Source organism: Pseudomonas sp. BE134, from assembly GCF_031456105.1.
Lineage (GTDB): Bacteria > Pseudomonadota > Gammaproteobacteria > Pseudomonadales > Pseudomonadaceae > Aquipseudomonas.
The window spans coordinates 1-20,090 of sequence record NZ_JAVDUA010000037.1; the positions used below are offsets into that span (position 1 = coordinate 1).

General features: G+C 57.9%; 16 protein-coding genes, 2 tRNA genes and 1 pseudogene. 7 read left to right on the forward strand and 12 right to left on the reverse strand.

Features of this window, described 5'->3' with window-relative positions:
- Nucleotides 1–227: 227 nt before the first annotated feature.
- Nucleotides 228–554 (reverse strand): DUF3077 domain-containing protein, encoded by a 327-nt coding sequence (locus J2Y56_RS25055; protein WP_310353333.1) that lies wholly within the window; start codon nt 552–554, stop codon nt 228–230.
- A gap of 487 nt (nt 555–1,041) precedes the next feature.
- Between J2Y56_RS25055 and J2Y56_RS25060 the strand changes: the two genes are divergently transcribed.
- From J2Y56_RS25060 to J2Y56_RS25070, 3 genes and pseudogenes are all read left to right on the forward strand, one after another.
- The gene (locus tag J2Y56_RS25060; protein WP_007947195.1) at nt 1,042–1,809 is read left to right on the forward strand and encodes a hypothetical protein; all 768 of its coding nucleotides are present in this window, start codon (nt 1,042–1,044) and stop codon (nt 1,807–1,809) included.
- A 1-nt stretch (nt 1,810) separates the two neighbouring features.
- A pseudogene (locus J2Y56_RS25065) lies at nt 1,811–2,507 on the forward strand (hypothetical protein).
- Nucleotides 2,504–3,175: a PP2C family serine/threonine-protein phosphatase gene (locus tag J2Y56_RS25070; protein WP_007947197.1), complete on the forward strand. Its 672-nt coding sequence runs from the start codon at nt 2,504–2,506 to the stop codon at nt 3,173–3,175. The pseudogene J2Y56_RS25065 and the gene J2Y56_RS25070 overlap by 4 nt, the downstream one beginning before the upstream one ends.
- 83 nt (nt 3,176–3,258) lie before the next feature.
- On the opposite strand, the gene J2Y56_RS25075 is transcribed toward J2Y56_RS25070, so the two are convergent.
- The 4 genes from J2Y56_RS25075 to J2Y56_RS25090 all read right to left on the reverse strand — a co-directional run bounded on the left by J2Y56_RS25075 (nt 3,259) and on the right by J2Y56_RS25090 (nt 7,863).
- A complete protein-coding gene (locus tag J2Y56_RS25075) occupies nt 3,259–4,557 on the reverse strand; it encodes an AcvB/VirJ family lysyl-phosphatidylglycerol hydrolase (protein ID WP_310353336.1) in 1,299 nt (432 codons plus the stop codon).
- Nucleotides 4,557–7,199 (reverse strand): bifunctional lysylphosphatidylglycerol flippase/synthetase MprF, encoded by a 2,643-nt coding sequence (gene mprF, locus J2Y56_RS25080; RefSeq protein WP_310353339.1) that lies wholly within the window; start codon nt 7,197–7,199, stop codon nt 4,557–4,559. Before mprF ends, J2Y56_RS25075 begins: the two co-directional genes overlap by 1 nt.
- 279 nt (nt 7,200–7,478) lie before the next feature.
- Nucleotides 7,479–7,555, reverse strand: a tRNA-Met gene (locus J2Y56_RS25085).
- Between the two features lie 231 nt (nt 7,556–7,786).
- Nucleotides 7,787–7,863 (reverse strand) — tRNA-Met (locus tag J2Y56_RS25090).
- 300 nt (nt 7,864–8,163) lie between these two features.
- Between J2Y56_RS25090 and dinB the strand changes: the two genes are divergently transcribed.
- Nucleotides 8,164–9,225, forward strand: coding sequence for a DNA polymerase IV (gene dinB / locus J2Y56_RS25095; protein ID WP_007947200.1), 1,062 nt, complete (start codon nt 8,164–8,166; stop codon nt 9,223–9,225).
- Nucleotides 9,226–9,348: 123 nt separating this feature from the next.
- Here dinB and J2Y56_RS25100 read toward each other — a convergent pair whose 3' ends face one another.
- The 4 genes from J2Y56_RS25100 to J2Y56_RS25115 all read right to left on the reverse strand — a co-directional run bounded on the left by J2Y56_RS25100 (nt 9,349) and on the right by J2Y56_RS25115 (nt 14,123).
- Entirely contained in the window at nt 9,349–10,302 is a 954-nt protein-coding gene (locus tag J2Y56_RS25100) for a hypothetical protein (RefSeq protein ID WP_007947201.1), read from the reverse strand.
- A 17-nt stretch (nt 10,303–10,319) separates the two neighbouring features.
- Nucleotides 10,320–12,035 (reverse strand): proline--tRNA ligase, encoded by a 1,716-nt coding sequence (locus J2Y56_RS25105; protein ID WP_007947202.1) that lies wholly within the window; start codon nt 12,033–12,035, stop codon nt 10,320–10,322.
- A 130-nt stretch (nt 12,036–12,165) separates the two neighbouring features.
- Nucleotides 12,166–13,725 carry an AmpG family muropeptide MFS transporter gene (locus J2Y56_RS25110; RefSeq protein WP_007947204.1) on the reverse strand — a complete coding sequence of 520 codons (1,560 nt, stop codon included), beginning with the start codon at nt 13,723–13,725 and terminating at the stop codon, nt 12,166–12,168.
- A gap of 44 nt (nt 13,726–13,769) precedes the next feature.
- On the reverse strand, nt 13,770–14,123 hold the full coding sequence (locus J2Y56_RS25115) for an MGMT family protein (RefSeq protein ID WP_007947205.1): 354 nt from the start codon (nt 14,121–14,123) through the stop codon (nt 13,770–13,772).
- A 163-nt stretch (nt 14,124–14,286) separates the two neighbouring features.
- On the opposite strand from J2Y56_RS25115, the gene J2Y56_RS25120 reads away from it, so the two are divergent.
- Complete coding sequence (locus J2Y56_RS25120; RefSeq protein WP_310353345.1) at nt 14,287–15,294, forward strand: DUF481 domain-containing protein; 1,008 nt, start codon at nt 14,287–14,289, stop codon at nt 15,292–15,294.
- A gap of 110 nt (nt 15,295–15,404) precedes the next feature.
- Here the strand turns inward: J2Y56_RS25120 and J2Y56_RS25125 are convergent, their stop codons facing one another.
- Complete coding sequence (locus J2Y56_RS25125; RefSeq protein ID WP_002554837.1) at nt 15,405–15,614, reverse strand: cold-shock protein; 210 nt, start codon at nt 15,612–15,614, stop codon at nt 15,405–15,407.
- 354 nt (nt 15,615–15,968) lie between these two features.
- Between J2Y56_RS25125 and dcd the strand changes: the two genes are divergently transcribed.
- Nucleotides 15,969–16,535, forward strand: a complete 567-nt coding sequence (gene dcd, locus J2Y56_RS25130; protein ID WP_007947207.1) for a dCTP deaminase — start codon at nt 15,969–15,971, stop codon at nt 16,533–16,535.
- A 107-nt stretch (nt 16,536–16,642) separates the two neighbouring features.
- A complete protein-coding gene (locus J2Y56_RS25135; RefSeq protein ID WP_007947208.1) occupies nt 16,643–16,852 on the forward strand; it encodes a hypothetical protein in 210 nt (69 codons plus the stop codon).
- A gap of 46 nt (nt 16,853–16,898) precedes the next feature.
- On the opposite strand, the gene pdeM is transcribed toward J2Y56_RS25135, so the two are convergent.
- Together pdeM and J2Y56_RS25145 are read right to left on the reverse strand one after the other, a co-directional pair.
- Entirely contained in the window at nt 16,899–17,555 is a 657-nt protein-coding gene (gene pdeM, locus J2Y56_RS25140; protein ID WP_007947210.1) for a ligase-associated DNA damage response endonuclease PdeM, read from the reverse strand.
- The gene (locus J2Y56_RS25145) at nt 17,552–20,041 is read right to left on the reverse strand and encodes a ligase-associated DNA damage response DEXH box helicase (protein ID WP_310353348.1); all 2,490 of its coding nucleotides are present in this window, start codon (nt 20,039–20,041) and stop codon (nt 17,552–17,554) included. Before J2Y56_RS25145 ends, pdeM begins: the two co-directional genes overlap by 4 nt.
- Nucleotides 20,042–20,090: the final 49 nt, after the last annotated feature.

Genomic DNA, 20,090 nt, shown 5'->3' on the forward strand with positions numbered 1-20,090 from the left:
AGTCTCCCACGGTCCGTACTGGCTAGAGTCGGAATCGAGCTTTTAGTCCCGCCCACCCCTTCAAGTCTAAACATACAAGCGAGCCTGCTCGCGAAAGCGGTCTATCAGATACATCAATGGTGAATGTCAGCCTGCTTTCGCGAGCAGGCTCGCTCCCACAGGGGAATTGCGGTGTCTGCTGGAATGATAAAGCCGCGTGGTTACGCGGCTTTTTCGTATCTGTGCACTTACTTGCTTTCAGGCAGATCTTCTTCGGATTCGGTCTTTGTCCGGGCTGGTCGTGGGGTCAGCACTTTCAGCACATCATCAATCACAGCCTTACCCATTGCCGTCAGATAATGCGCGGCCCAGGCGTGGCGGTCGGTGTCTTTTGCGTAGGCAGCATCTTCGGCGAATGATTTGCCGAGGAATAGAAGGTCGGCGGCTTGTGACAGTGCTTCGACGATGGGGACGCCGGCGCGGACGTTGAATAGCGCCTGATCGGAGCAGTAGATGAGGGGGGTGAAGCCAATGGTTTTTAAATCTGAAATCGCGGAAGCATCTGTTTTGGTCATAGTCAATTTCCTAGTTGAGGAGCTAACCCACTCGTTTCCAAGCGAATGGGTGGCAGCTGTACGCAGGTTGGAAACCGGGAACTAGGAAACCGGCACGCCCGAGGGCGTCCCACGCACAGCTGCCATAACTCATGATCACAAAAAACGCATGCGATCATGAGGGGCACTGTTGCGGCTAGTATCCGACGGGTTTCCAAGCCCGATCGCTGAATGGTCAGCGACGTCCGGAGACTACCCCGTCGAAGAAAAGCGCAACAAGGCATCAAAGTGCCCAAACGTACGATTCGGAGTTTGCCTACAAGGTCTGCGGGCGTCATCCGATATTGCGACCCCTCAAAGTAAACGAAACTAAACGCGGTGAGGAATTTGACAAGTCGCGGGAGATTTCGCGTTGTTGCAAATATCGAAAGATCTTGACGGCTCAATATTTCCAATGAGACAAGTGTCCACGTTTTATGGAATGTGGACACTTGGAGTTCATGGCTTCATGAAGAGTCAAGACATTTTGCTTTTGTTCAAAATGGCCAGCCTGCACGCCCAAGAGGAAAACCTCGTTGGGAAGATGGAGTTTGAGTCGAATTCGAACACGGTTGAGGAGTTGTTGAAGCCCCAGCAGATAAATCGAATGACGGCAGGGGGGCGAGTGGGACAGTCGCTAATCACCTACCCCGCTGAGGGTGAAGAAATTGTATTCAACCGCAAGGCGTTCGACTCATCCATGGGTGATGAGGATGGCTGGGAAGGGTGGTCGGAGCCTGTGCCTTCTGCATCGCTGGCGAGTTGGAGTGAAGGCTACTCGTTGCGTGCGTTGTCTGCGTCTCTTGGGCTAAGCAAAAGCGAGGTTTCAAACGCTATAGCCAGGTGCCGTGAGTCCGGATTGCTCTCCAATGACTACGACACCGGGCTCCCGAAAGTTAATCGGCGAGAGCTGCTGAAAATTACCGAGCACGCTCTGAAATATTTTTTCCCCGTGAAGCCGGGCGCGATGGTTCGCGGGATTCCAACAGGCTTCGCTGCCCCCGCGCTATCCAAAAGCATCAAGAGCGCTGGCGGGTTGATTCCGGTTTGGCCTGATGCTCTCGGAACTGAGCGTGGCCAGGCGATAGAACCGCTCTACAAGACAGTTCCGGAAGCGGTGAAGCGGGACAGGATCCTTTATCACTATCTTGCGCTGGCTGATGCGATCCGTCTTGGTGGTCCGCGAGAGTGCGGTGTCGCGGTTAACATTTTAAAAGCAGGGATGGGCCTGAAATAACATGTCTTCAAACGCTGATCACAACTACGAGCTCATAGAATTTGTTGCAGACGGCTTGGGAGCGGCGTTTCTCACTGAGATTGCTTTTGTCGGCGGTTGCACCACTGCCATGCTGGTCACTGATGCTGCCGTGCTCGACGACATTCGTTTCACCGATGATGTTGACTTGGTGATCGAGCTGGCAGGCATTAGCGCCTGGCAACACCTCATAGAGCGGTGGCGGCGAAGGACTTCAAAATTACCGGTGAAGATGAAGTCAACTGTCGTTTCCGTTTCAACGACGTCGTCGTAGATGTGATGCCTTCTGACTCTGCTGTTCTCGGGTATGCCAACCGTTGGTTCGTAGAGGGGCTGGCGAGGGCCGATAAGTTTGCGTTACCCAGCGGTACCGTCATCCAGATATTTAAACCGACTTACTTTCTAGCGACGAAACTAGAGGCATTTAGCGGTCGGGGTGGGGTGACCCTTACCACAAAGATGTCGAAGACATCCTCATCTTGATTGATGGTCGTACAGAGCTTTTGGAAGAGGTTCGCCAGGCTGAACCTGAGCTTAAGGAGTTCATCACGTCTGGAATTCGAGAACTCATGGGGCTCAGTGGTATCGACTACGTGATTGAAAGTTCGGGCTCAGTGCAGGCCAATCCGGATAGAGGTCGAATCATTTACATGCGCATGAAAAACCTGAGCAACGCATGAGATACATCACCAGATCGGTGACAGGACGGACCAGGAAAGCCAATCATGACTCCGCTGGCGCTCTTTGCGACGGCGGCAGAGGGCTGTTCGTCATTACGGACGGTACGTCGAAGCCCGGGAGTGGGCAACTGGCTGAATGCTTCGTAAAAGGTGTTTTAGCGGCCTACCCGAAACACATGGATCAGAGGGGCGAAATCACCGAGCACGGAGCAGTTGGGCAGTTACTTGGTTCAGTGCTGGCGGAGCTTCACCCCATTTTGTTTGCGGATCAGACAGGGACCACGTGTTACCTGATCGGTTTCGCTGCTCATGGGAAGCTCACGCTTGCGTATGAAGGTGACTGTTCGTGCGGAGTAGTGACATCGGCAGGCACAATCGAGTGGATTACGCCGCCCCACTGCAAGGCCAATTGGAGGCGCGACCGTTCGCACCTTGAGTTGGCGCAAGACCCTGCTCGAAACCGGGTAACCCGATGCCTGAAGGTTAGTCGTGCTCCGGACCCTGAATTTGTTTTTCACCCATTGGCTGTGGGTGAGCGACTGGTGTTCGTAACCGATGGCTTCTGGGCAGAGTTAACGGAGTCGCAGCAAAGCAGCTTGTTGGCAGCACCGGATAGAGACTTTATCGCTGTTGAAGATGACGTAACGTGGATAGATGTCCAGCTTTAACCTGGAAGCACTTCACGTCCGCACATGTAAAAAAGCCCCCGCAACCAAACAGCTGCGGGGGCTTTTTCGTGGCGACGCTCAGATCACTCCTGCGCCGTCGCCTCTTCCTTGGCTTGCCGCTTCTCGATGATGTCCACCAAGCGCTTGGCCAATGCCGGGTAATTCTCATCAAAGTGATGGCCGCCAGGCAGTTTCATCGTTTCGCCCACGGCGGTCTTGTCGGTGCAGCCGCTTTCGTCGACTTCTTCTTCACCGTAGATGCACACCACTTTCTCTGGTGGCAGCTTGGCCATTTCCGGGCCTGTGGCGGCTTCTTTGCCAGCGTTGCCGAGCCAGCCTTCGACTTCGATTTCGAAGCTGCCGGTGCGGGCGAAGGCCAAGAGGATGATGGCGTCGACGCGTTGCTGTTCCGATTCTGGAAGGCGGTTGTAGATCGCCGGGAGGACGTCGGCGCCGAACGAGTAGCCGGTCAGGATGAAGCGCTTGGTGCCCCATTTCTGCCGGTAGTGCTGCATCAGTTCAGCGAGGTCCAGGGCGCTTTGCTCCGGGCTCTTGTGCTGCCAGTAGTAGCGCAGGGTGTCGATGCCGACCACCGGATAACCGAGTTTGGCCATTTCGCCCGCGACGTCACGGTCCAGGTCACGCCAGCCGCCGTCGCCGGAGAGGAACAGGGTGACGGTGTCCTTGGCTTGGCCGGCTGGTACTTCGACCACCGGAATCTGCAAGCCACCGGCGGCTTTGTCGCCGCCGACGAGGATTTTGCGCAGTTCGTTGTTCAGCACTTGCGGCAGGTTGATGTCGTAGTCGCTGATGCTGGTTTCGGCGTTGGGTTGGTCGCGTACGAAGCCGGCGCTGGTGTCGTCCGGGTTGTCGTTCCACGCCACCAGCCAGTGGCCGTGAGCAGCGGTTTTCGGCAGCAGGTGAGTGCAGCCCGGTTTTTCCAGGGCCAGGTCGACGGAGATGGCCTGAGCCTTGTCATTCTTCTGTTCGGACAACCAGCGCCAGGCCAACACAGCGCCAGGGCCGATACCGCTGACCAGGGTCGCCGGGCCTTTGAGTTCTCTCAGGCCAGATTGCAGTGCGCGGCTTTGCAGCAGGCAGTCTTTAGGCAGAATCACTTGAACAATCTGCGCCGAACCGGAGCGGCTCAGGGTGATCAGTTGTTGATCGCTGAGCTTCTGGTCTTCATTGACCGCCACCAGCACCTGAGCCTTCGGCGTGGTGCCGGGAATCACGCGGGTCATCGCGGCGCCATCGGCGGGCGTCAACAGTTCGAGGGTTGGTGCCGGTGCCGGGCGTTTCAGGTACCAGAAACCGCCACCGAGAATCAGGGCCAGCACTACTAGTGTGGCCAGTACGTACCGCAAGGAGCGTTGAATCATCAGCGTTTCACCAATCCAGTCAAGCCGCCCGCAATCAGGGCAGCAGTATCGGCCAGGGCCACCAGCGGATCGAGTCCGGCGGGCACGGCCATATAACGGGGTTCCCAGTCAGGCTGGAACTTGTCTTTGAAGCGGCGTAAGCCTTGGAAGTTGTAGAGCTGCTCACCACGGCGGAACACCATCGAGCCCAGACGCTGGGTCAGTGGTGCGCCCCGACGGGGTTGCAACCCCGACAACGGCACCATGCCCAGGCTGAAACGCGCGTATCCATGATTTTTATAATGTTGAATCAGGCCGACCATCATGAACTCCATGGTCAGCTTCGGCGCGTCCGGGTGCGCACGCATCAGGTCGAGGCTGGCCAAGTCATGGCCGTAGGTCTCGAGCAGGTTGGCGAAGGCTACCGGGCGACCTTCAAAGCGGATCACCGCAATGCGGAAGTGCCTGAGGTAATCATCGCTGAAACGGCCGAGCGAGAAGCCTTTCTCGCGGACATTCTTGCCGGTCAGCCAGGCATCGGAAATCACCTTGAGCTCATCCATGGGGGCCTGGCCCGGCTCGTGGATTTCCAGTGACAGGCCATCGCGGGTGCCACGGTTCCAGGTGTAGCGCAGGTCTTTCATCTCTTTGCCCTTGGCTTCGAGATCAAAGCGATGCAGATCGACGCGGGCTTCTTCGCCCAGTTTGATCGCGGTCAGGCCGATGTCCATGTAGTACGGCAGGTTCTCGGCGCGCACTTGATAGAACACCGGGCGGGCGTGGTGGACGTCGCAGAGGTCGCGGAACTGCCAGATCATTTCCGCTCGTTGCTGCGTCGGGCCGATCGGGTCGTACAACGCCACGAGGCTGCGCCCACGGCGGGCGTACATCAGAAACGCCTCGTCGTCAGGGTGGAACAGCAGCGCCTTGTCACCGGTCAGGGCCAGGCCGCCATCCGGTTGGGCGGAAACCATGAGGATTTTTACTGCGCGGTCGAGTTCATCCTGCGTGGGCAGGTGAATGACCGGGCGAGCGGTGCGCAGCAGCCACGTCAGCGACACCACGACCAATAGCACAGCAGCGCCCAGCAGCGAGCGCAAGCCACGCGGCGCATCGGCATCAAGGGTGAACTGCCACCAGAGTTGATGGCTGTACGGAACGTCCTGATACGCAAACAGCAGCAACCAGATCGAGGCGCCCAGCACGCAGAGGCTGGACACCAGATACAGCGGTGAAAATGGCAGTTCGGTCAGGCGGCTAGGGCGATAGAAGGAGCTGCGGAATACCCCCAGCAAGCTGGCGGTAAGGGTCATCAGGCAGGCTTCTTCCCAGTCAAAACCCTTGAGCAGGGAAAGCAGGGCGCCGACCAGCAGCAAAATGGTGGTCAGCATCCAGGCGGCAGAGAGGCGTCGACGCAGGCCTTGAGCCAGCAACAGGCACAGCACGCCGATCAGGCTCGCGCCGAAGTGTGAGGCGTCGACCAGGCGATGGGGGATCAGAAAACCGATGTGTTCCAGGCGGGTGTCGATTTCCGGGGTCACGCCGGAAAACAGCAGGACCACACCGGACAGGAACACCAAAACCGCCAGAATCGGTGCCGCCAGGCCCGACGCTGCCCGCAGGGACTGACGCGACTGAAACAGGCGCTGGCCTTCGTTGATCAGCAGGAACAGGCAAGCCACCAGCAGGGGCAGCACCACATAGATCAGTCGATACAACAGCAAGGCGGCGGCCAGTGGTGCCGCGCCCAGTGAATCGGCAAAGGCGGCCAGCAGGATCGCTTCGAATACACCAACCCCGCCCGGCACGTGGCTGAGCACGCCCGCGGCCAATGCCAGCAGGTACACCAGCAGGAAAGCGCCAAAGGGCGGTGCCTCGGGCAACAATAGATAGAGCACGGTCGCGGCGGCTGCCACGTCCAGGGCGGTGATGATCAGTTGCAGGAAGGTCAGGCGGCGGCCGGGCAGGCGCAAGGTGCGGCGGCCGACTTTGACCAGGAGGTTGTCTGGTGAAGGTTGTTCCGGCAGGCGACGGCGGTAGATACCGATGGCCAGGACGCTGAAGAGCAGCAGGACTGCCGCGGCAATCGTGCCGAGCAATGTCTGCGACAACCCCAAGGCAACAGAAGCGGCAGGCAGGTTGCTGAGGGTTGCCAGGGCAGCCAGCGGTGGCAGGGCGCAACCGAGCGACAAGCTGGCAAACAACGTCATATGAGCGACTTCTGAAGCCCCCAGGCCATGACGTGCATATAAACGGTAACGAACCGATCCCCCGGAGAGCATCGAAAGGCCGATGGCATTCCCGATCGCAAAGGCCGTGAACCCGCCGAGCGCCAATATTCGAGGCGCCAGCGTCACACCCGCATAGCGGCTGGCCGACCACTCGTAACCCAACAGAATAATGAAGCCGGCCACGGTCGCACCCAAGGCGCCCAGCAGTGCCGGTTTCGGAACTTCCAGAATCGAGTCGTGCAAAGCGTACAGGTCGAGTTCGCTCAGCAAGTGACGACAGGCGATCAGCGCGATAGCGAACAACAGCAGAGTGACCGCCAGGCCGATGGGCTGGCGATATTTGCTGATCTGATCGAGCAGGCGCAAACGCTCGGTCTTGATCGGTTGTGTCGCTGTGACGGTGTCTTGTGGGGCAGACGAGTTGGCGCGCATCAATCACCTCTTGAATCGTGCGCGACAGGATGGAGGTATCGAGCCAAGTTACCAATCCCTGTAGTAAAAAATAATCACGAATATTAACGCCTCTCACCGGGTTGCGGCGATGGCACGTCATGAGTCGAAGAGGGGGGCTGCCTGAGCTCCGGCAAAATGTGAAACCGGCATTTTGATGATCCCTGACGCTAAACCACACAGTGAGAGATCTTTGTTGCGAAAGGACTTTTTCGACAGATACAAAAAAGGCCACTCTTTCGAGTAGCCTTTTTTGATGTTTGGTTGCGGGAGCCGGATTTGAACCGACGACCTTCGGGTTATGAGCCCGACGAGCTACCAGACTGCTCCATCCCGCGTCTGTGTGGCGGCATTCTACAGGCGAACGGCGGGGTGTCAACCGTTAATCCCAAGATAGGTCAAATAAGCGCAAATGAGCGGCAAACGGTCGCAGGGGAGGCCTAAGTTTCGGAATCAGAACGATTTCTCATTTCAGGTCGCATAAGCGTAACAGCCGCATTTTTCGGGGGAGCCTACAAAACAGACGCGCACAAAAAAGGCCACTCTTTCGAGTAGCCTTTTTTGATGTTTGGTTGCGGGAGCCGGATTTGAACCGACGACCTTCGGGTTATGAGCCCGACGAGCTACCAGACTGCTCCATCCCGCGTCTGTGTGTCGGCATTCTACAGAGGATCGCTGGGGTGTCAACCTTCAATATCTGAAAAACCTCTTCCTGTTCAACCGCTTAGCCTGAAATCAAGATAGGGTTGGTGGCTGTGAGGTAGACGTGGCAAGGCCTGTAGCTCTATTGGCAGGTTGCATTCGATTGAAAAAATAAATGCACAGAGTACTTTCCTACGTGTGAAAAAGAACATTCCGAGTACTGGTGCTATATACAGGTGTCGGTGAGATACTGCTTGTCCGACACCCCAATGCTCCATTTCTTCGTCATGAACTGCGCTTTTATATGACCCAGCGAAAAATCATCCACGTCGACTGTGACTGCTTCTACGCCGCCATCGAGATGCGTGATGACCCGCGCCTGGCCGGTAAGCCATTGGCAGTGGGTGGTTCGGCGGATCGACGGGGAGTGATTGCGACCTGCAACTATGAGGCGCGGGCCTATGGTGTACGGTCGGCCATGTCTTCCGGGCATGCGTTGAAGCTGTGCCCGGACCTGACCATCGTCAAGCCGCGCATGGACGCTTATAGAGAAGCCTCGAAGGAAATTCACACGATCTTTCGCGATTACACTGACATGATCGAGCCACTGTCCCTCGATGAGGCCTATCTCGACGTGTCGGACAGCGCGCATTTCGGCGGCAGCGCTACGCGTATCGCCCAAGACATTCGTCGGCGAGTGTCCAATCAATTGCACATCACCGTGTCGGCCGGTGTGGCGCCGAACAAGTTTCTGGCCAAGATCGCCAGTGACTGGAAGAAGCCCAATGGCTTGTTTGTCATCACACCGGATCAAGTGGAAGACTTTGTCAGTGGCTTGCCGGTGAGCAAGTTGCACGGTGTGGGCAAAGTCACTGCCGATAAGCTGGGAAGGCTTGGCATCGTCGATTGCTCGCATTTGCGCGAGTGGGACAAATTGGCGCTGGTGCGCGAATTCGGCAGTTTCGGCGAACGACTCTGGAGCCTGGCCCGGGGAATTGATGAGCGTTTGGTCCACAACGACAGTCGTCGACAGTCGATCAGCGTCGAAAACACCTATGACGTGGACCTGCCGGATCTGGTGAGCTGTCTGGATAAACTTCCCGAGCTATTGGAAACCCTGGCGGGGCGCATGGCGCGAATCGACAGCAGCTATCGGCCCGGCAAGCCGTTCGTGAAAGTGAAATTCCATGACTTTACCCAGACCACGCTGGAGCAGGCGGGCGCAGGGCGGGATTTGGGGAGTTATCAGTTGCTGCTGACCCAGGCGTTCAATCGCGGCGGGAAACCGGTGCGGTTGTTGGGGGTTGGGGTCAGGCTTGAGGATTTGCGGAGAGGGTTTGAACAGATGGAGTTGTTTGAGCGGTAGTTTTTTAGTGAGTTTGAGGGCCTCATCGCGAGCAGGCTCGCTCCCACATTGGATTTGGGAGCGCCACAGGCCTCTGTGGGAGCAGGCCTGCTCCGGGCGGCGTTCCGACGATGCTTTTAAGCCTTAATTCGGTCCCGGATCCGCCACCAAACGCCCGGCATCCTTGGTCAACGACTTGAGGAATTCGCTCTGCAACTCGGGGTCGTTGCGTGTCAGTTCGATCAGGCTTTGCTCAAGCTCGCTGGCTTCTTCCTCCAGACCCAGTTCCGACAGGCGCTTGACTCGGTGTACCCACTGGCTCACTTCGTCATCTTCAAGGTCGTCATAAATCAGCCCGTGGGCTTCGAGCAGCTTGCCACGCAAAGAACTGCTGACTTCCAGGGATGTGTTGGTGTGCACATCGTCGTTGCCATCTTCGACGCTGATCAGCAGGCGGCTCAGATGATTGATGTCATGTTCGGCAAACGGGCTGTCCAGCAGGTTCACGCGCAAAACGCCGTTTTTGTCGGTGCTCAGATCGAACGTTTCCTTGCCAGCCTTGACCTCTACCGGACGTTCGCTCCAGGGCAGACTCGAGTATTCAGTGCGCTTGTCGAGCTGAACCTCATCGATGCCGGCCAGGTTTTGCTGGGCTCGGCCGTGAGACTGCACGTTCATGAACGGGTTGAGTCCGGCGAAACCGTAGCTCAGCCAATCCTTGGTCGCGCTGTCCGGCAGATTACCGAGGGTCAACACGTTGACGACGTTCGCGCCAGCACCGGCCACTACCGCCACCGCGCCCAGCGGGATCTCATAGACCTCCCGCCAGGGTTGGTAAGGTGTGTAGCGATCATAGTGGCGCGTGACTTCGAATTCGGTGACTTCGAACGTCTTCTGCTCGTGGATTTTCACCCGACGTTGCGGCAGATCAAGCACCTTGGGATCACCCACATCGATCTGCAGGCTGTGATCGAGCAATTTGCGCTCGACACGTTCCTCGTGCTCGCTGCGTTGCGACATCTGATTGGCACAGCCGCTGACCAGCAGGGTGCCGCACAGGGCAGCACCACCGAGGCCTAAGGTGTTTCGCTTGAACATGACTTCTCTATCTGGTGTCAGCGGCGGATACGGGCCTGGAGGAAAGACAACACGTCAGCGACCGGCAGCGCTTGCGCGTCAGGTTCGGTGCGGCTCTTGTATTCCAGATTGCCTTCGGCAAGGCCGCGGTCACTGACCACGATCCGGTGAGGAATGCCGATCAGCTCCATGTCCGCGAACTTGATGCCCGGGCTGGTCTTTTTGTCGCGGTCGTCCAGCAGTACTTCGAAGCCGGCTGCGGTCAGTTCTGCATACAGCTTGTCGGTCGCTTCGCGAACCTGTTCGGTTTCGTAGCGCAATGGCACCAGAGCCACCTGGAACGGCGCAAGCGTGTCGCTCCAGATGATCCCGTTGGCGTCGTTGTTCTGCTCGATGGCGGCCGCCACCACGCGGGAAACGCCGATGCCGTAGCAACCCATTTCCAGGGTGACCGGCTTGCCGTTCTCGCCCAGCACTTCGCATTTCATCGCTTTGCTGTATTTGTTGCCCAGCTGGAAGATGTGCCCGACTTCAATGCCACGTTTGATTTCCAGCGTGCCCTTGCCATCAGGGCTTGGGTCGCCGGCCACCACGTTGCGCAGGTCGGCAACGGTCGGAACAGGCAGATCACGCTCCCAGTTCACGCCGAAGTAGTGTTTGTCGTCGATGTTGGCACCAATGCCGAAGTCGCTCATCAGTTCGACGGAACGGTCGATGATGATTGGCAGTGGCAGGTTCAGCGGGCCCAGAGAGCCAGCGCCGGCGCCAATGGCGTCACGCAGTTCGCTTTCGGACGCCATGACCAGCGGGCTGGCAACGCCTGGCTGGTTGGCGGCCTTGATTTCGTTCAGTTCGTGGTCGCCACGGATGATCAGGGCAATCAGCTTGCCTGGCTCTTCAGCGTGAACCACCAGGGTCTTGATGGTCTTTTCGATCGGCAGGTTGAAGCCTTCGACCAGTTGCGCAATGGTCTTGGCGTTCGGGGTGTCGACCAGACGCAGCTCTTCGGCAGGCAGCGCGCGGGAAGTTTCCCGTGGTACCGCTTCGGCTTTCTCGATGTTCGCCGCGTAGTCGGAGCCGTTGCTGAAGACGATGTCGTCTTCGCCGGATTCGGCCAGTACGTGGAATTCGTGAGAGCCAGCACCGCCGATGGAGCCGTTGTCGGCTTCTACAGGACGGAACTTCAGGCCCAGACGGGTGAACACGTTGCAGTAAGCCTGGTGCATGCGGTCGTAGGTGACTTGCAGCGAAGGCTGGTCAGCGTGGAACGAATAGGCATCCTTCATGATGAATTCACGACCGCGCATCAAACCGAAGCGTGGGCGGATTTCATCGCGGAACTTGGTCTGGATCTGGTACAGGTTGATCGGCAGCTGTTTGTAGCTGCTCAACTCGTTGCGCATCAGATCGGTGATCACTTCTTCGTGGGTCGGGCCTGCGCAGAAATCACGACCATGGCGATCCTTGAAGCGCAGCAATTCAGGGCCGTACTCTTCCCAGCGACCGGATTCCTGCCACAGCTCAGCCGGTTGTGTGCTCGGCATCAACACTTCAAGAGAGCCCGCGGCGTTCATTTCTTCACGAACGACGGCTTCGACCTTGCGCATGACTCGCAAGCCCATCGGCAGCCAGGTATAGAGGCCCGAGGCGAGTTTGCGGATCATGCCGGCGCGCAGCATCAGCTGATGGCTGATCACGACCGCATCGGAAGGCGTTTCTTTCTGTGTGGCGAGCAAAAATTGACTGGTGCGCATGGTTGGCCGTTGTCGGTTGCTGATGACGAGAAATGACGGAGCATTGTACGGGCGAGATCCGCTGGCGTACAGGCGTGCGGTCGGTGGCGTGGCAGGAGGGCGGGAATCACACCGTCCTTTGCGAAGATTCCTACGATTCTTCCACGATCTGGGTCGGAGCCGGCTCTGGCGTCGGCGTCGGACCTGCCCGACGGCTCTCCTGGTACCAGTGGAGGGCGATCAGCAGCAGTGTCGGAACGCCGAGCAGGGCGGTGATCAAGAAGAAATTGTGATAGCCGAATTTTTCGACCATGACTCCCGAGTAGCCGCCGATCAGGCGTGGCAGCAGCAGCATGATCGAACTGAGCAGGGCGTACTGGGTGGCGGAGAACTTGAGGTTGGTGAGGCTCGACAGGTACGCAACAAACGCCGATGTCGCCAGGCCCGAGCTGAAGTTGTCCAGGGAAATGGTGAGGATCAGCATGTTCAGGTTGGCGCCCATGTCGGCGAGCATCAGGAACAGCAGGTTGGTGCCGGCCGACGAAATGCCGCCGATCAGCAGAATCGGCAAGATACCGAAACGCACAATCAGCAAGCCGCCCATGCCGGCGCCGACCAGGGTCATGATTAGGCCGAAGACTTTACTGACCCCGGCTATCTGATCCTTGGTGAATCCCTGATCGATATAGAACACGTTGGCCATCACGCCCATGACCGTATCGGACATGCGGTAGGTGGCGATCAAGCCGAGCAGTAGCAACGCTTGCCAGCGATACCGCGTGATGAAGTCATTGACCGGCGTCAGCACCGGCGCCAGACCGCGGCGGCCCATGGCCGACAGGCACATGGCTGTCAGCATGATGTAGAGGATCGCCCGCAGGAGCGCCCGGTCTTCGAGTACCAGGTCGAGCAGGCTCACGCCTTCGAATAGCACGCTGGCGAAGTCGGTGTTGTAGAGCTGGGTGAACATGGCGGGCACGGACACCAGCAGCACGATCAGCACAAACACGGACGCCAGTTGATGCGCAAAACTGTAACGGCCGGCCTGAAGCTGAGTGCGCAGTGGCACAGGTGGTTCGCGCATGAACAGTGAGGTGATCAATGCCGGAAGCATCAGCGCGCCGAACAGTATGTAGGTACCCGCCCAGGCCGAATGCTGATAATTGAAACCGGTGGATCCGAAGCCTTCAGCGAAGAACAATGCGCCGGCCGTCGCCAACAGCGCGGCGATCCGATAACCCGACATGTAGCTGGCGGCGAGTGCCGCCTGACGACTGTCCTCGGCGATTTCCAGACGATAGGCGTCGACCGCAATGTCCTGCGTCGCCGAGGCGAAGGCGACGACCACTGCGATGGCGATCAGCCAGGACAAATGCTTTTGTGGGTCGCAAAAACCCATGCCTACCAGACCGAGGATCACCAGCGCCTGCGACAGCACCAGCCACGAGCGTCGTCGCCCCAGCTTGCCGAGAAATGGCAGGCGCCATTGGTCGAGCAGGGGGGACCAGACCCATTTAAAGGCGTAGGCCAAGCCGATGAGACTTGCATAACCAATGGTCTCGCGAGCTACACCTGCCTCGCGGAGCCAGACGGAAAGCGTCGAAAACACCAGCATGTAGGGCAGGCCGGCGGCGAAACCAAGCAGCAACAACACAAGCGTCGAGGGGCTGGCATAGGCGGCGAGCGCGGCGCGCCAGGTTTTACGGGGCATGGGCTGGAGTCTGCCTCAAGAATTACGGAAACAAAGGGCGCACTCTAACCGCTGTGCTCTACCGGGCGCCAGCCATGGCGCTGAATATCAACACGATTATTCTGGATGCTGACACCTTCCGAGCGCAATCGCGCGCGCTGTTCATCCCCCGAAGGGCTGCCCACAGGCAGGCTGATCCGACCGCCGGCACCGAGAACCCGATGCCAGGGTAATTTGGTATCGCCCGGCAATTGGCTCAACGTGCGTCCGACCCAGCGGGCAGCGCGACCGAGTCCGGCCAGCTCCGCGAGTTGACCATAGCTCACCACTTTGCCTTCAGGCACTTGGGCCAGGGTCAGGTAGAGCGCCGTGCGTCGGATCTGCGCCGCACTTTCGGTTTCCGAGGTTGGTTCGATCACGTGCGCAATTCCAGAAAAAAGGTCGCATTGCCGTTTGTAGAGTAAGTCCCGGATCACTGTTTGAGAAATGAACTCAATAGAAATAGTCGGGTCATTCCTTGCTAGGGTCTTATTCCTGAGGATAATGCCGACGTTTTTCGCAAACTTGAGTCTGTTTTTGCTTATGTTGTCCAGAACACTGCTTTGCCTCGCTGTCCTGAGTGCTTCCACACCTTTACTAGCCGATACCGTCTGGTTGAAAAACGGTGACAAGTTGAGTGGCAAGATCACGTTATTCGATGGCGGAAAATTGGTGATCCAGACCGAGTACGCTGGTTCGATCGCGATCGACTGGAAACAGGTCAAAACCCTGGAAAGCGATCAGGAGGTGCTGGTCAAGCAGGATGCGTACACAGGCGAGAAAACCAAGTCGCTGCATGCGGCAGGCGACGGCAAGGTAACGCTGGAAAACGGCGAGGCTCCCAAGACGGTAGAGCTGGCCAGTATTCAGCAGATTCTCAAGCCCAAGCCGGTGGTCGAAGATCTGGTGTGGAAAGGGAATATCGACGCGGCGCTGGATTACCAGCGGGCGGAAAACAACACCGACGATTACAGTATCGACTTCAAGACGACGGCGCGCCATGGCAAATGGCGGCACACGGCGGAAGGTGAGTACAACCGCGAATTCCAGGATGACGTTGTTACGACTGACAACTGGCGGGGCGAATACTCGCTCGACCGCTTCCTGACAGAGAAATGGTTCTGGCAGGGTCGGGCAGTCTATAAGCGCGATAAAGTCGAAAACCTTTCCCGTCAGCGCACCCTCGGTACCGGTCCGGGTTACCAGTTCTGGGATGACGAATTGGGCGCATTCTCCTTGGGCTCGCTGGTCAACCGCACGGACTATGAGTTCACGGACGGCGGCAAGGACGACTTCTATGCCTTGGCAATGACGTGGGATTACAACCGTTACCTGATCGGCAAGAAGGTGGAACTCTTCACCAATGGCGAAGTGGGCAAGCCGTTGTCAGACGTGGCCAATAATGCGCTCGATGCGGAATTGGGCTTGCGCTACAAGGTGACCGAATGGGCGTCGCTTAACCTGAAGGCCGAGCGAGACGTCGTCAGCGGTACCGAAGACGCTGATCAGGACCAGATTCGCTACACCGCAGGGTTTGGCGTAGCCTGGTAAGGCAAAAAAAATCGCAGTCATGGGCTGCGATTTTTTTGTACCTGTAAAACAGTCAGGCACAAAAAAGCCCCGCTTTTGAGGGCGGGGCTTTTTACTAAAGCAAGTACAAGTTAGATAACTTGAACTTCTTCAGCTTGCATGCCTTTCTGACCGCGGGTAGCGATGAAAGAAACCTGTTGGCCTTCTTTCAGGCTTTTGAAGCCGTCGGATTGGATAGCTTTGAAGTGAACGAACAGGTCGTCACCGGATTGTGGAGTGATGAAGCCGAAGCCTTTTTCATCGTTGAACCACTTAACGGTACCGGTTTGGCGATTAGACATGGTGTAACTCCTTGAACAAAGATAACTGCGACTCAGGAAGAACCCTGGCCGAGACTGAGTGCAAAGAGCAGGAAAAATTCTTGTAGATGGTTGGATCGAAATTCAACATATCGTGTAGAGATTCTCAGTGACACAAGCAGCACAGTGGCGCCACCTTAACCCTTTTTCCCGAACGTGCCAATGCTTCTTGCGAAGGTTTCTCTGAATTCAGGACTGACGGTCTATCGGATTTTGGGAAAGGCCCCGAATTCACGGGGGATCCGCGAGAATTGCGCCTCGGACTTTGAACCCGGAGCGCGCGCCCGGTAAGATGCCGGACAGAATTTTTCCACCTCGCTATTCAGGACACCCGCCATGAGCATCAAATCGGACAAGTGGATTCGCCGCATGGCGCAAGAGCACGGCATGATCGAACCCTTCGTTGAGCGCCAGGTGCGCGGCGAAGGTGCCGAGCGCGTGATTTCCTACGGTGTTTCGAGCTATGGCTACGATGTGCGCTGCGCCGATGAATTCAAGGTGTTCACCAACATCAATTCGGCCACCGTTGATCCGAAGAATTTCGACGAGAAGAGCTTCGTCGACGTTAAAAGCGATGTTTGCATCATTCCACCCAACTCCTTTGCCCTGGCCCGTACCGTGGAATTCTTCCGCATTCCACGCAACGTGCTGACCATCTGCCTGGGTAAAAGCACCTACGCGCGCTGCGGCATTATCGTCAACGTGACGCCGCTTGAGCCTGAGTGGGAAGGGCATGTGACGCTGGAGTTCTCCAACACCACGACGCTGCCGGCGAAAATCTACGCCAACGAAGGCGTCGCACAGATGCTGTTCTTCGAATCCGACGAAGAGTGCGAAGTGTCCTATAAGGACCGTGGCGGCAAGTATCAGGGCCAGCTCGGCGTCACCCTGCCGCGCACCTGATCCGTTCATCTGGTCAATCAGCGGGAATTCTTGAGCGGGTAGACACTCTATGGGGTGTACTGCCCGGTTCGCGCACAGCGGACGGGGCCTTCGCTCAGGAGTGCTTTATGAAGATCGATCCGCGAATAAGTGCCGAACTGGCAAGGCTTGAGCCCAATCAGATTGGCGTTTTGGCCTGGTCCTTGTTGGCACATCCGCCCGTCAGCATGGCGGGGGGCATCCCCGGTCAGCCAGACCCCGATACCCCGAATGAACAGCCGACAGAACCCGGTGAACCCACCTTGCCGGATGAGCCGCCTCCCGCGCCGGTAGCCTGATCTGCTGTCGAAAAGAATGGCCAGTCAGCTGATGTCCGTAAAGACTTCAGCTGACTGGCCATATTTCGTTGTCGCCAATGACAAAGATCCTGCAGTTGTCGTCCCGCTCGATCTGATACCCGCCGGTAAACACGCCGAAGGCCGGCAGCAGGCTGATGGCTTCTCCCAACCTGAAACACGCCAATCGCAAGCATTGTCGACCTCTGCCTCTTAGGCGATATACGGGATGTACGTGCCCGGCGAGTACAGGCCGATCAGGATGAGGATGCGGTTCATGCTGCAAGGCGAACGGCCCCAGCAGCAACGGTTCAGGCACCACACGAATGTTTAACGAGGCAGGTGGGTCGCCCGCTCGTTTATCGTGGTTGCCGCGGATCAGTGTCATTGGCAAATCAGGATGCCCCGCTCGCCATTCGGTCAATGCGCTCAACGTGGCCATTGCATGAGAGCCAGGCCCGTGAAGAAAGTCGCCGAGGAAAATCAGCTGCCGACAGGGTAGGGCCGCCAGCAACCTTTCCAATACAGCGATATTGCTGGCGGTGGTGCCATGAGGCACCGGCTGACCAAGGCTTCGATACGCAGCAGCTTTACCGAAATGCACATCGGCGATCAGCAGGGCTTGTTGCTTTGGCCAATAGATAGCTTTTTCCGGCAGCAGCCACAATTCCTCGCCAGCCAGGTTCACGGGATAGGGCGTACTCATCCTGTTTTCCCGTTAGCGGCGGATTTCTCAAGATCACTGACCATGCGTCGGATACGGTCCGCGAGTTTTTCCGAACTCATGCTTTCGCGCATGCGTTCCACCCATAGTGGAAAGGCCAGCGGTGTGGGGCGTTTGATCTGATGCAGGTCCATTTTCAACCGAGTAACCCGCTCCAACGTCTGTTCCAGTCGATGAATATCCAGTTCATTGCGTAGGACTTCTTCCCCGGCCTGGGCCAGCAGCAGATTCCCGGCGTCGTACTGTTTGAATACTTCGAAGAACAACCCGCTCGACGCCTGAACCTGACGTGTACTTTTCGGCGCGCCGGGATAGCCGGCAAACACCAGCCCGGCGATCCGCGCGATTTCACGAAAGCGTCGCAGAGCAAGTTCGCCGGCATTCAGACTGGCGAGCACATCTTCCAACAAATGATTGGGACTCAAAAATTCGCCGTTCAGGATCTGCGACCAATCCACGCGCGTGGCGCTGAGCAACTCCAGCCCGTAGTCATTTACCGCGATGGAAAACGTCACCGTCTGCAGTTGACTGACGCGCCACGCCAGCAGACTCGCAAGCCCCAGATGCACCTGGCGCCCGGCAAAGGGATAAAGAAACAGGTGCCAGCCTTCGCGGGATTTCAGCGCTTCGGCGAGCAAGGAGTCTGAGGTCGGCAATCCGGACCAGCGCTGTTGCACCTCCAGCAATGGCCGTAATGCCTGCATTTCGAGACCAATGAACTCGCCCCGCGCCGCCGCACTGAATTGCTCGATCACCGCTTCGGCCAATTCGTTGGATAGCGGCATCCGTCCGCCATTCCAACGTGGCACAGCGGCTTTTTTCGCGGCACTGCGTTTGACATAAGCGGTCATGTTTTCCACCCGGACCAATTCCAGCAAACGCCCGGCAAACAGAAAGCCGTCACCCGGCTTGAGCCGCGCGATAAACCCTTCCTCGACACTGCCCAGCTGTTTGCCGCCGCCACCCTTGCTCCAGAACTTCAGCTGGATGCTCGCATCGCTGACGATGGTGCCGATGCTCATGCGATGTCGTCGGGCGAGGCGCGCATCCGGCACGCGCCAGACACCGTGTTCATCCGGTTCGACCCGGCGGTAATCCGGATAGGCTGTGAGAGATAGTCCGCCATGGCGTACGAATGCCAGTGCCCAGGTCCAGTCCGCCAAGGTGAGGTCGCGATAAGCCCACGCACTGCGTACTTCTTCGTACAACTGATCAGGTAAAAACCCACCGCCCAGGGCCATGCTGACCAGATGCTGAACCAGCACATCCAGAGGTTTTTCGGGCGACTCGCGGGGTTCGATACGTCGTTGCGCCACGGCAACTTGCGCGGCAGCCGCCTCGATCAATTCCAGACTGTGGGTCGGCACCAGCGTCACCCGCGAAACCCGTCCTGGCGCGTGCCCGGAACGGCCCGCCCGCTGCATCAATCGCGCCACGCCTTTGGCCGAGCCGATTTGCAGCACGCGCTCCACCGGCAGAAAATCCACGCCCAAGTCCAGGCTTGAAGTACAGACCACCGCCTTGAGTAGACCTTCCTTCAGTGCGCGTTCGACCCAGTCGCGGGTGTCTCGTGACAGGGAGCTGTGATGCAAGGCAATCACCCCGGCCCAATCGGGGCGTGCCTCCAACAAGGCCTGATACCAAATCTCGGATTGGGCGCGGGTGTTGGTGAAGACCAGGCTGCTGGGGCTGGTCTCCAGCTCCGCGAGGACCTGAGGCAACATCTTCAAACCAATATGTCCGGCCCATGGAAATCGTTCGATGGCCGGGGGTAACAAGGTGTCGACCTCCAGCACCTTGGACGTTTGACCCTGGACGCTGACACCACCACCTTGAGGGAGCAATACCTGTTCGGCGTGGGACTGATTGCCGAGGGTGGCGGAAACACCCCATACAATCAGCTCCGGATGCCAGCAACGCAGGCGGGCGAGCGCGAGCTGCAATTGCACGCCGCGTTTATTGCCAAGCAGTTCATGCCATTCGTCGACTATTACCATGCGCAAAGTCGCCAGCGCTGTTTGCGCATCGGCATGGGCGAGCAGCAGGGTCAGACTTTCCGGCGTGGTGATCAGGGTGGTGGGTAATCGCCGACTCTGGCGAGCACGTTCACTGCTGCTGGTGTCACCGGTGCGCAGGCCGACGCTCCATGGAATGGGTAAATCCAGCAGTGTCGTTTCCAGCGCACGAGCAGTGTCGGCCGCCAGTGCGCGCATGGGGGTTATCCACAGCACCGTCAGTGGTTGGGCGACCGGTTTTCGTATACGAGGGGGGGCAGCGGGTGTGACAGACGTGGCAAAGCGATTGAGCGCTGCAAACCAGACCGCATAGGTTTTACCGGCGCCGGTGCTGGCATGCAGTAACCCGGACTGGCCGCGTTTAACCGCCGCCCACACCTGTTTTTGAAAGGCGAAAGGTTTCCAGCCGCGATCGGTAAACCATTGTTTTGCGTAGTCGGGGGAGGTTCCCATGCCGGCGGTGTGCGCTCTGAACGTCTTCTTTCAGTGACCGCGCAGGGAT

Excerpts from the sequence above, each read along its gene's own strand:
- J2Y56_RS25055 (WP_310353333.1), bottom strand. The coding sequence starts at position 554 with ATGACCAAAACAGATGCTTCCGCGATTTCAGATTTAAAAACCATTGGC.
- J2Y56_RS25060 (WP_007947195.1), top strand. The coding sequence starts at position 1,042 with ATGAAGAGTCAAGACATTTTGCTTTTGTTCAAAATGGCCAGCCTGCAC.
- J2Y56_RS25070 (WP_007947197.1), top strand. The coding sequence starts at position 2,504 with ATGAGATACATCACCAGATCGGTGACAGGACGGACCAGGAAAGCCAAT.
- J2Y56_RS25075 (WP_310353336.1), bottom strand. The coding sequence starts at position 4,557 with ATGATTCAACGCTCCTTGCGGTACGTACTGGCCACACTAGTAGTGCTG.
- mprF (WP_310353339.1), bottom strand. The coding sequence starts at position 7,199 with ATGCGCGCCAACTCGTCTGCCCCACAAGACACCGTCACAGCGACACAA.
- dinB (WP_007947200.1), top strand. The coding sequence starts at position 8,164 with ATGACCCAGCGAAAAATCATCCACGTCGACTGTGACTGCTTCTACGCC.
- J2Y56_RS25100 (WP_007947201.1), bottom strand. The coding sequence starts at position 10,302 with ATGTTCAAGCGAAACACCTTAGGCCTCGGTGGTGCTGCCCTGTGCGGC.
- J2Y56_RS25105 (WP_007947202.1), bottom strand. The coding sequence starts at position 12,035 with ATGCGCACCAGTCAATTTTTGCTCGCCACACAGAAAGAAACGCCTTCC.
- J2Y56_RS25110 (WP_007947204.1), bottom strand. The coding sequence starts at position 13,725 with ATGCCCCGTAAAACCTGGCGCGCCGCGCTCGCCGCCTATGCCAGCCCC.
- J2Y56_RS25120 (WP_310353345.1), top strand. The coding sequence starts at position 14,287 with ATGTTGTCCAGAACACTGCTTTGCCTCGCTGTCCTGAGTGCTTCCACA.
- J2Y56_RS25125 (WP_002554837.1), bottom strand. The coding sequence starts at position 15,614 with ATGTCTAATCGCCAAACCGGTACCGTTAAGTGGTTCAACGATGAAAAA.
- dcd (WP_007947207.1), top strand. The coding sequence starts at position 15,969 with ATGAGCATCAAATCGGACAAGTGGATTCGCCGCATGGCGCAAGAGCAC.
- J2Y56_RS25135 (WP_007947208.1), top strand. The coding sequence starts at position 16,643 with ATGAAGATCGATCCGCGAATAAGTGCCGAACTGGCAAGGCTTGAGCCC.
- pdeM (WP_007947210.1), bottom strand. The coding sequence starts at position 17,555 with ATGAGTACGCCCTATCCCGTGAACCTGGCTGGCGAGGAATTGTGGCTG.
- J2Y56_RS25145 (WP_310353348.1), bottom strand. The coding sequence starts at position 20,041 with ATGGGAACCTCCCCCGACTACGCAAAACAATGGTTTACCGATCGCGGC.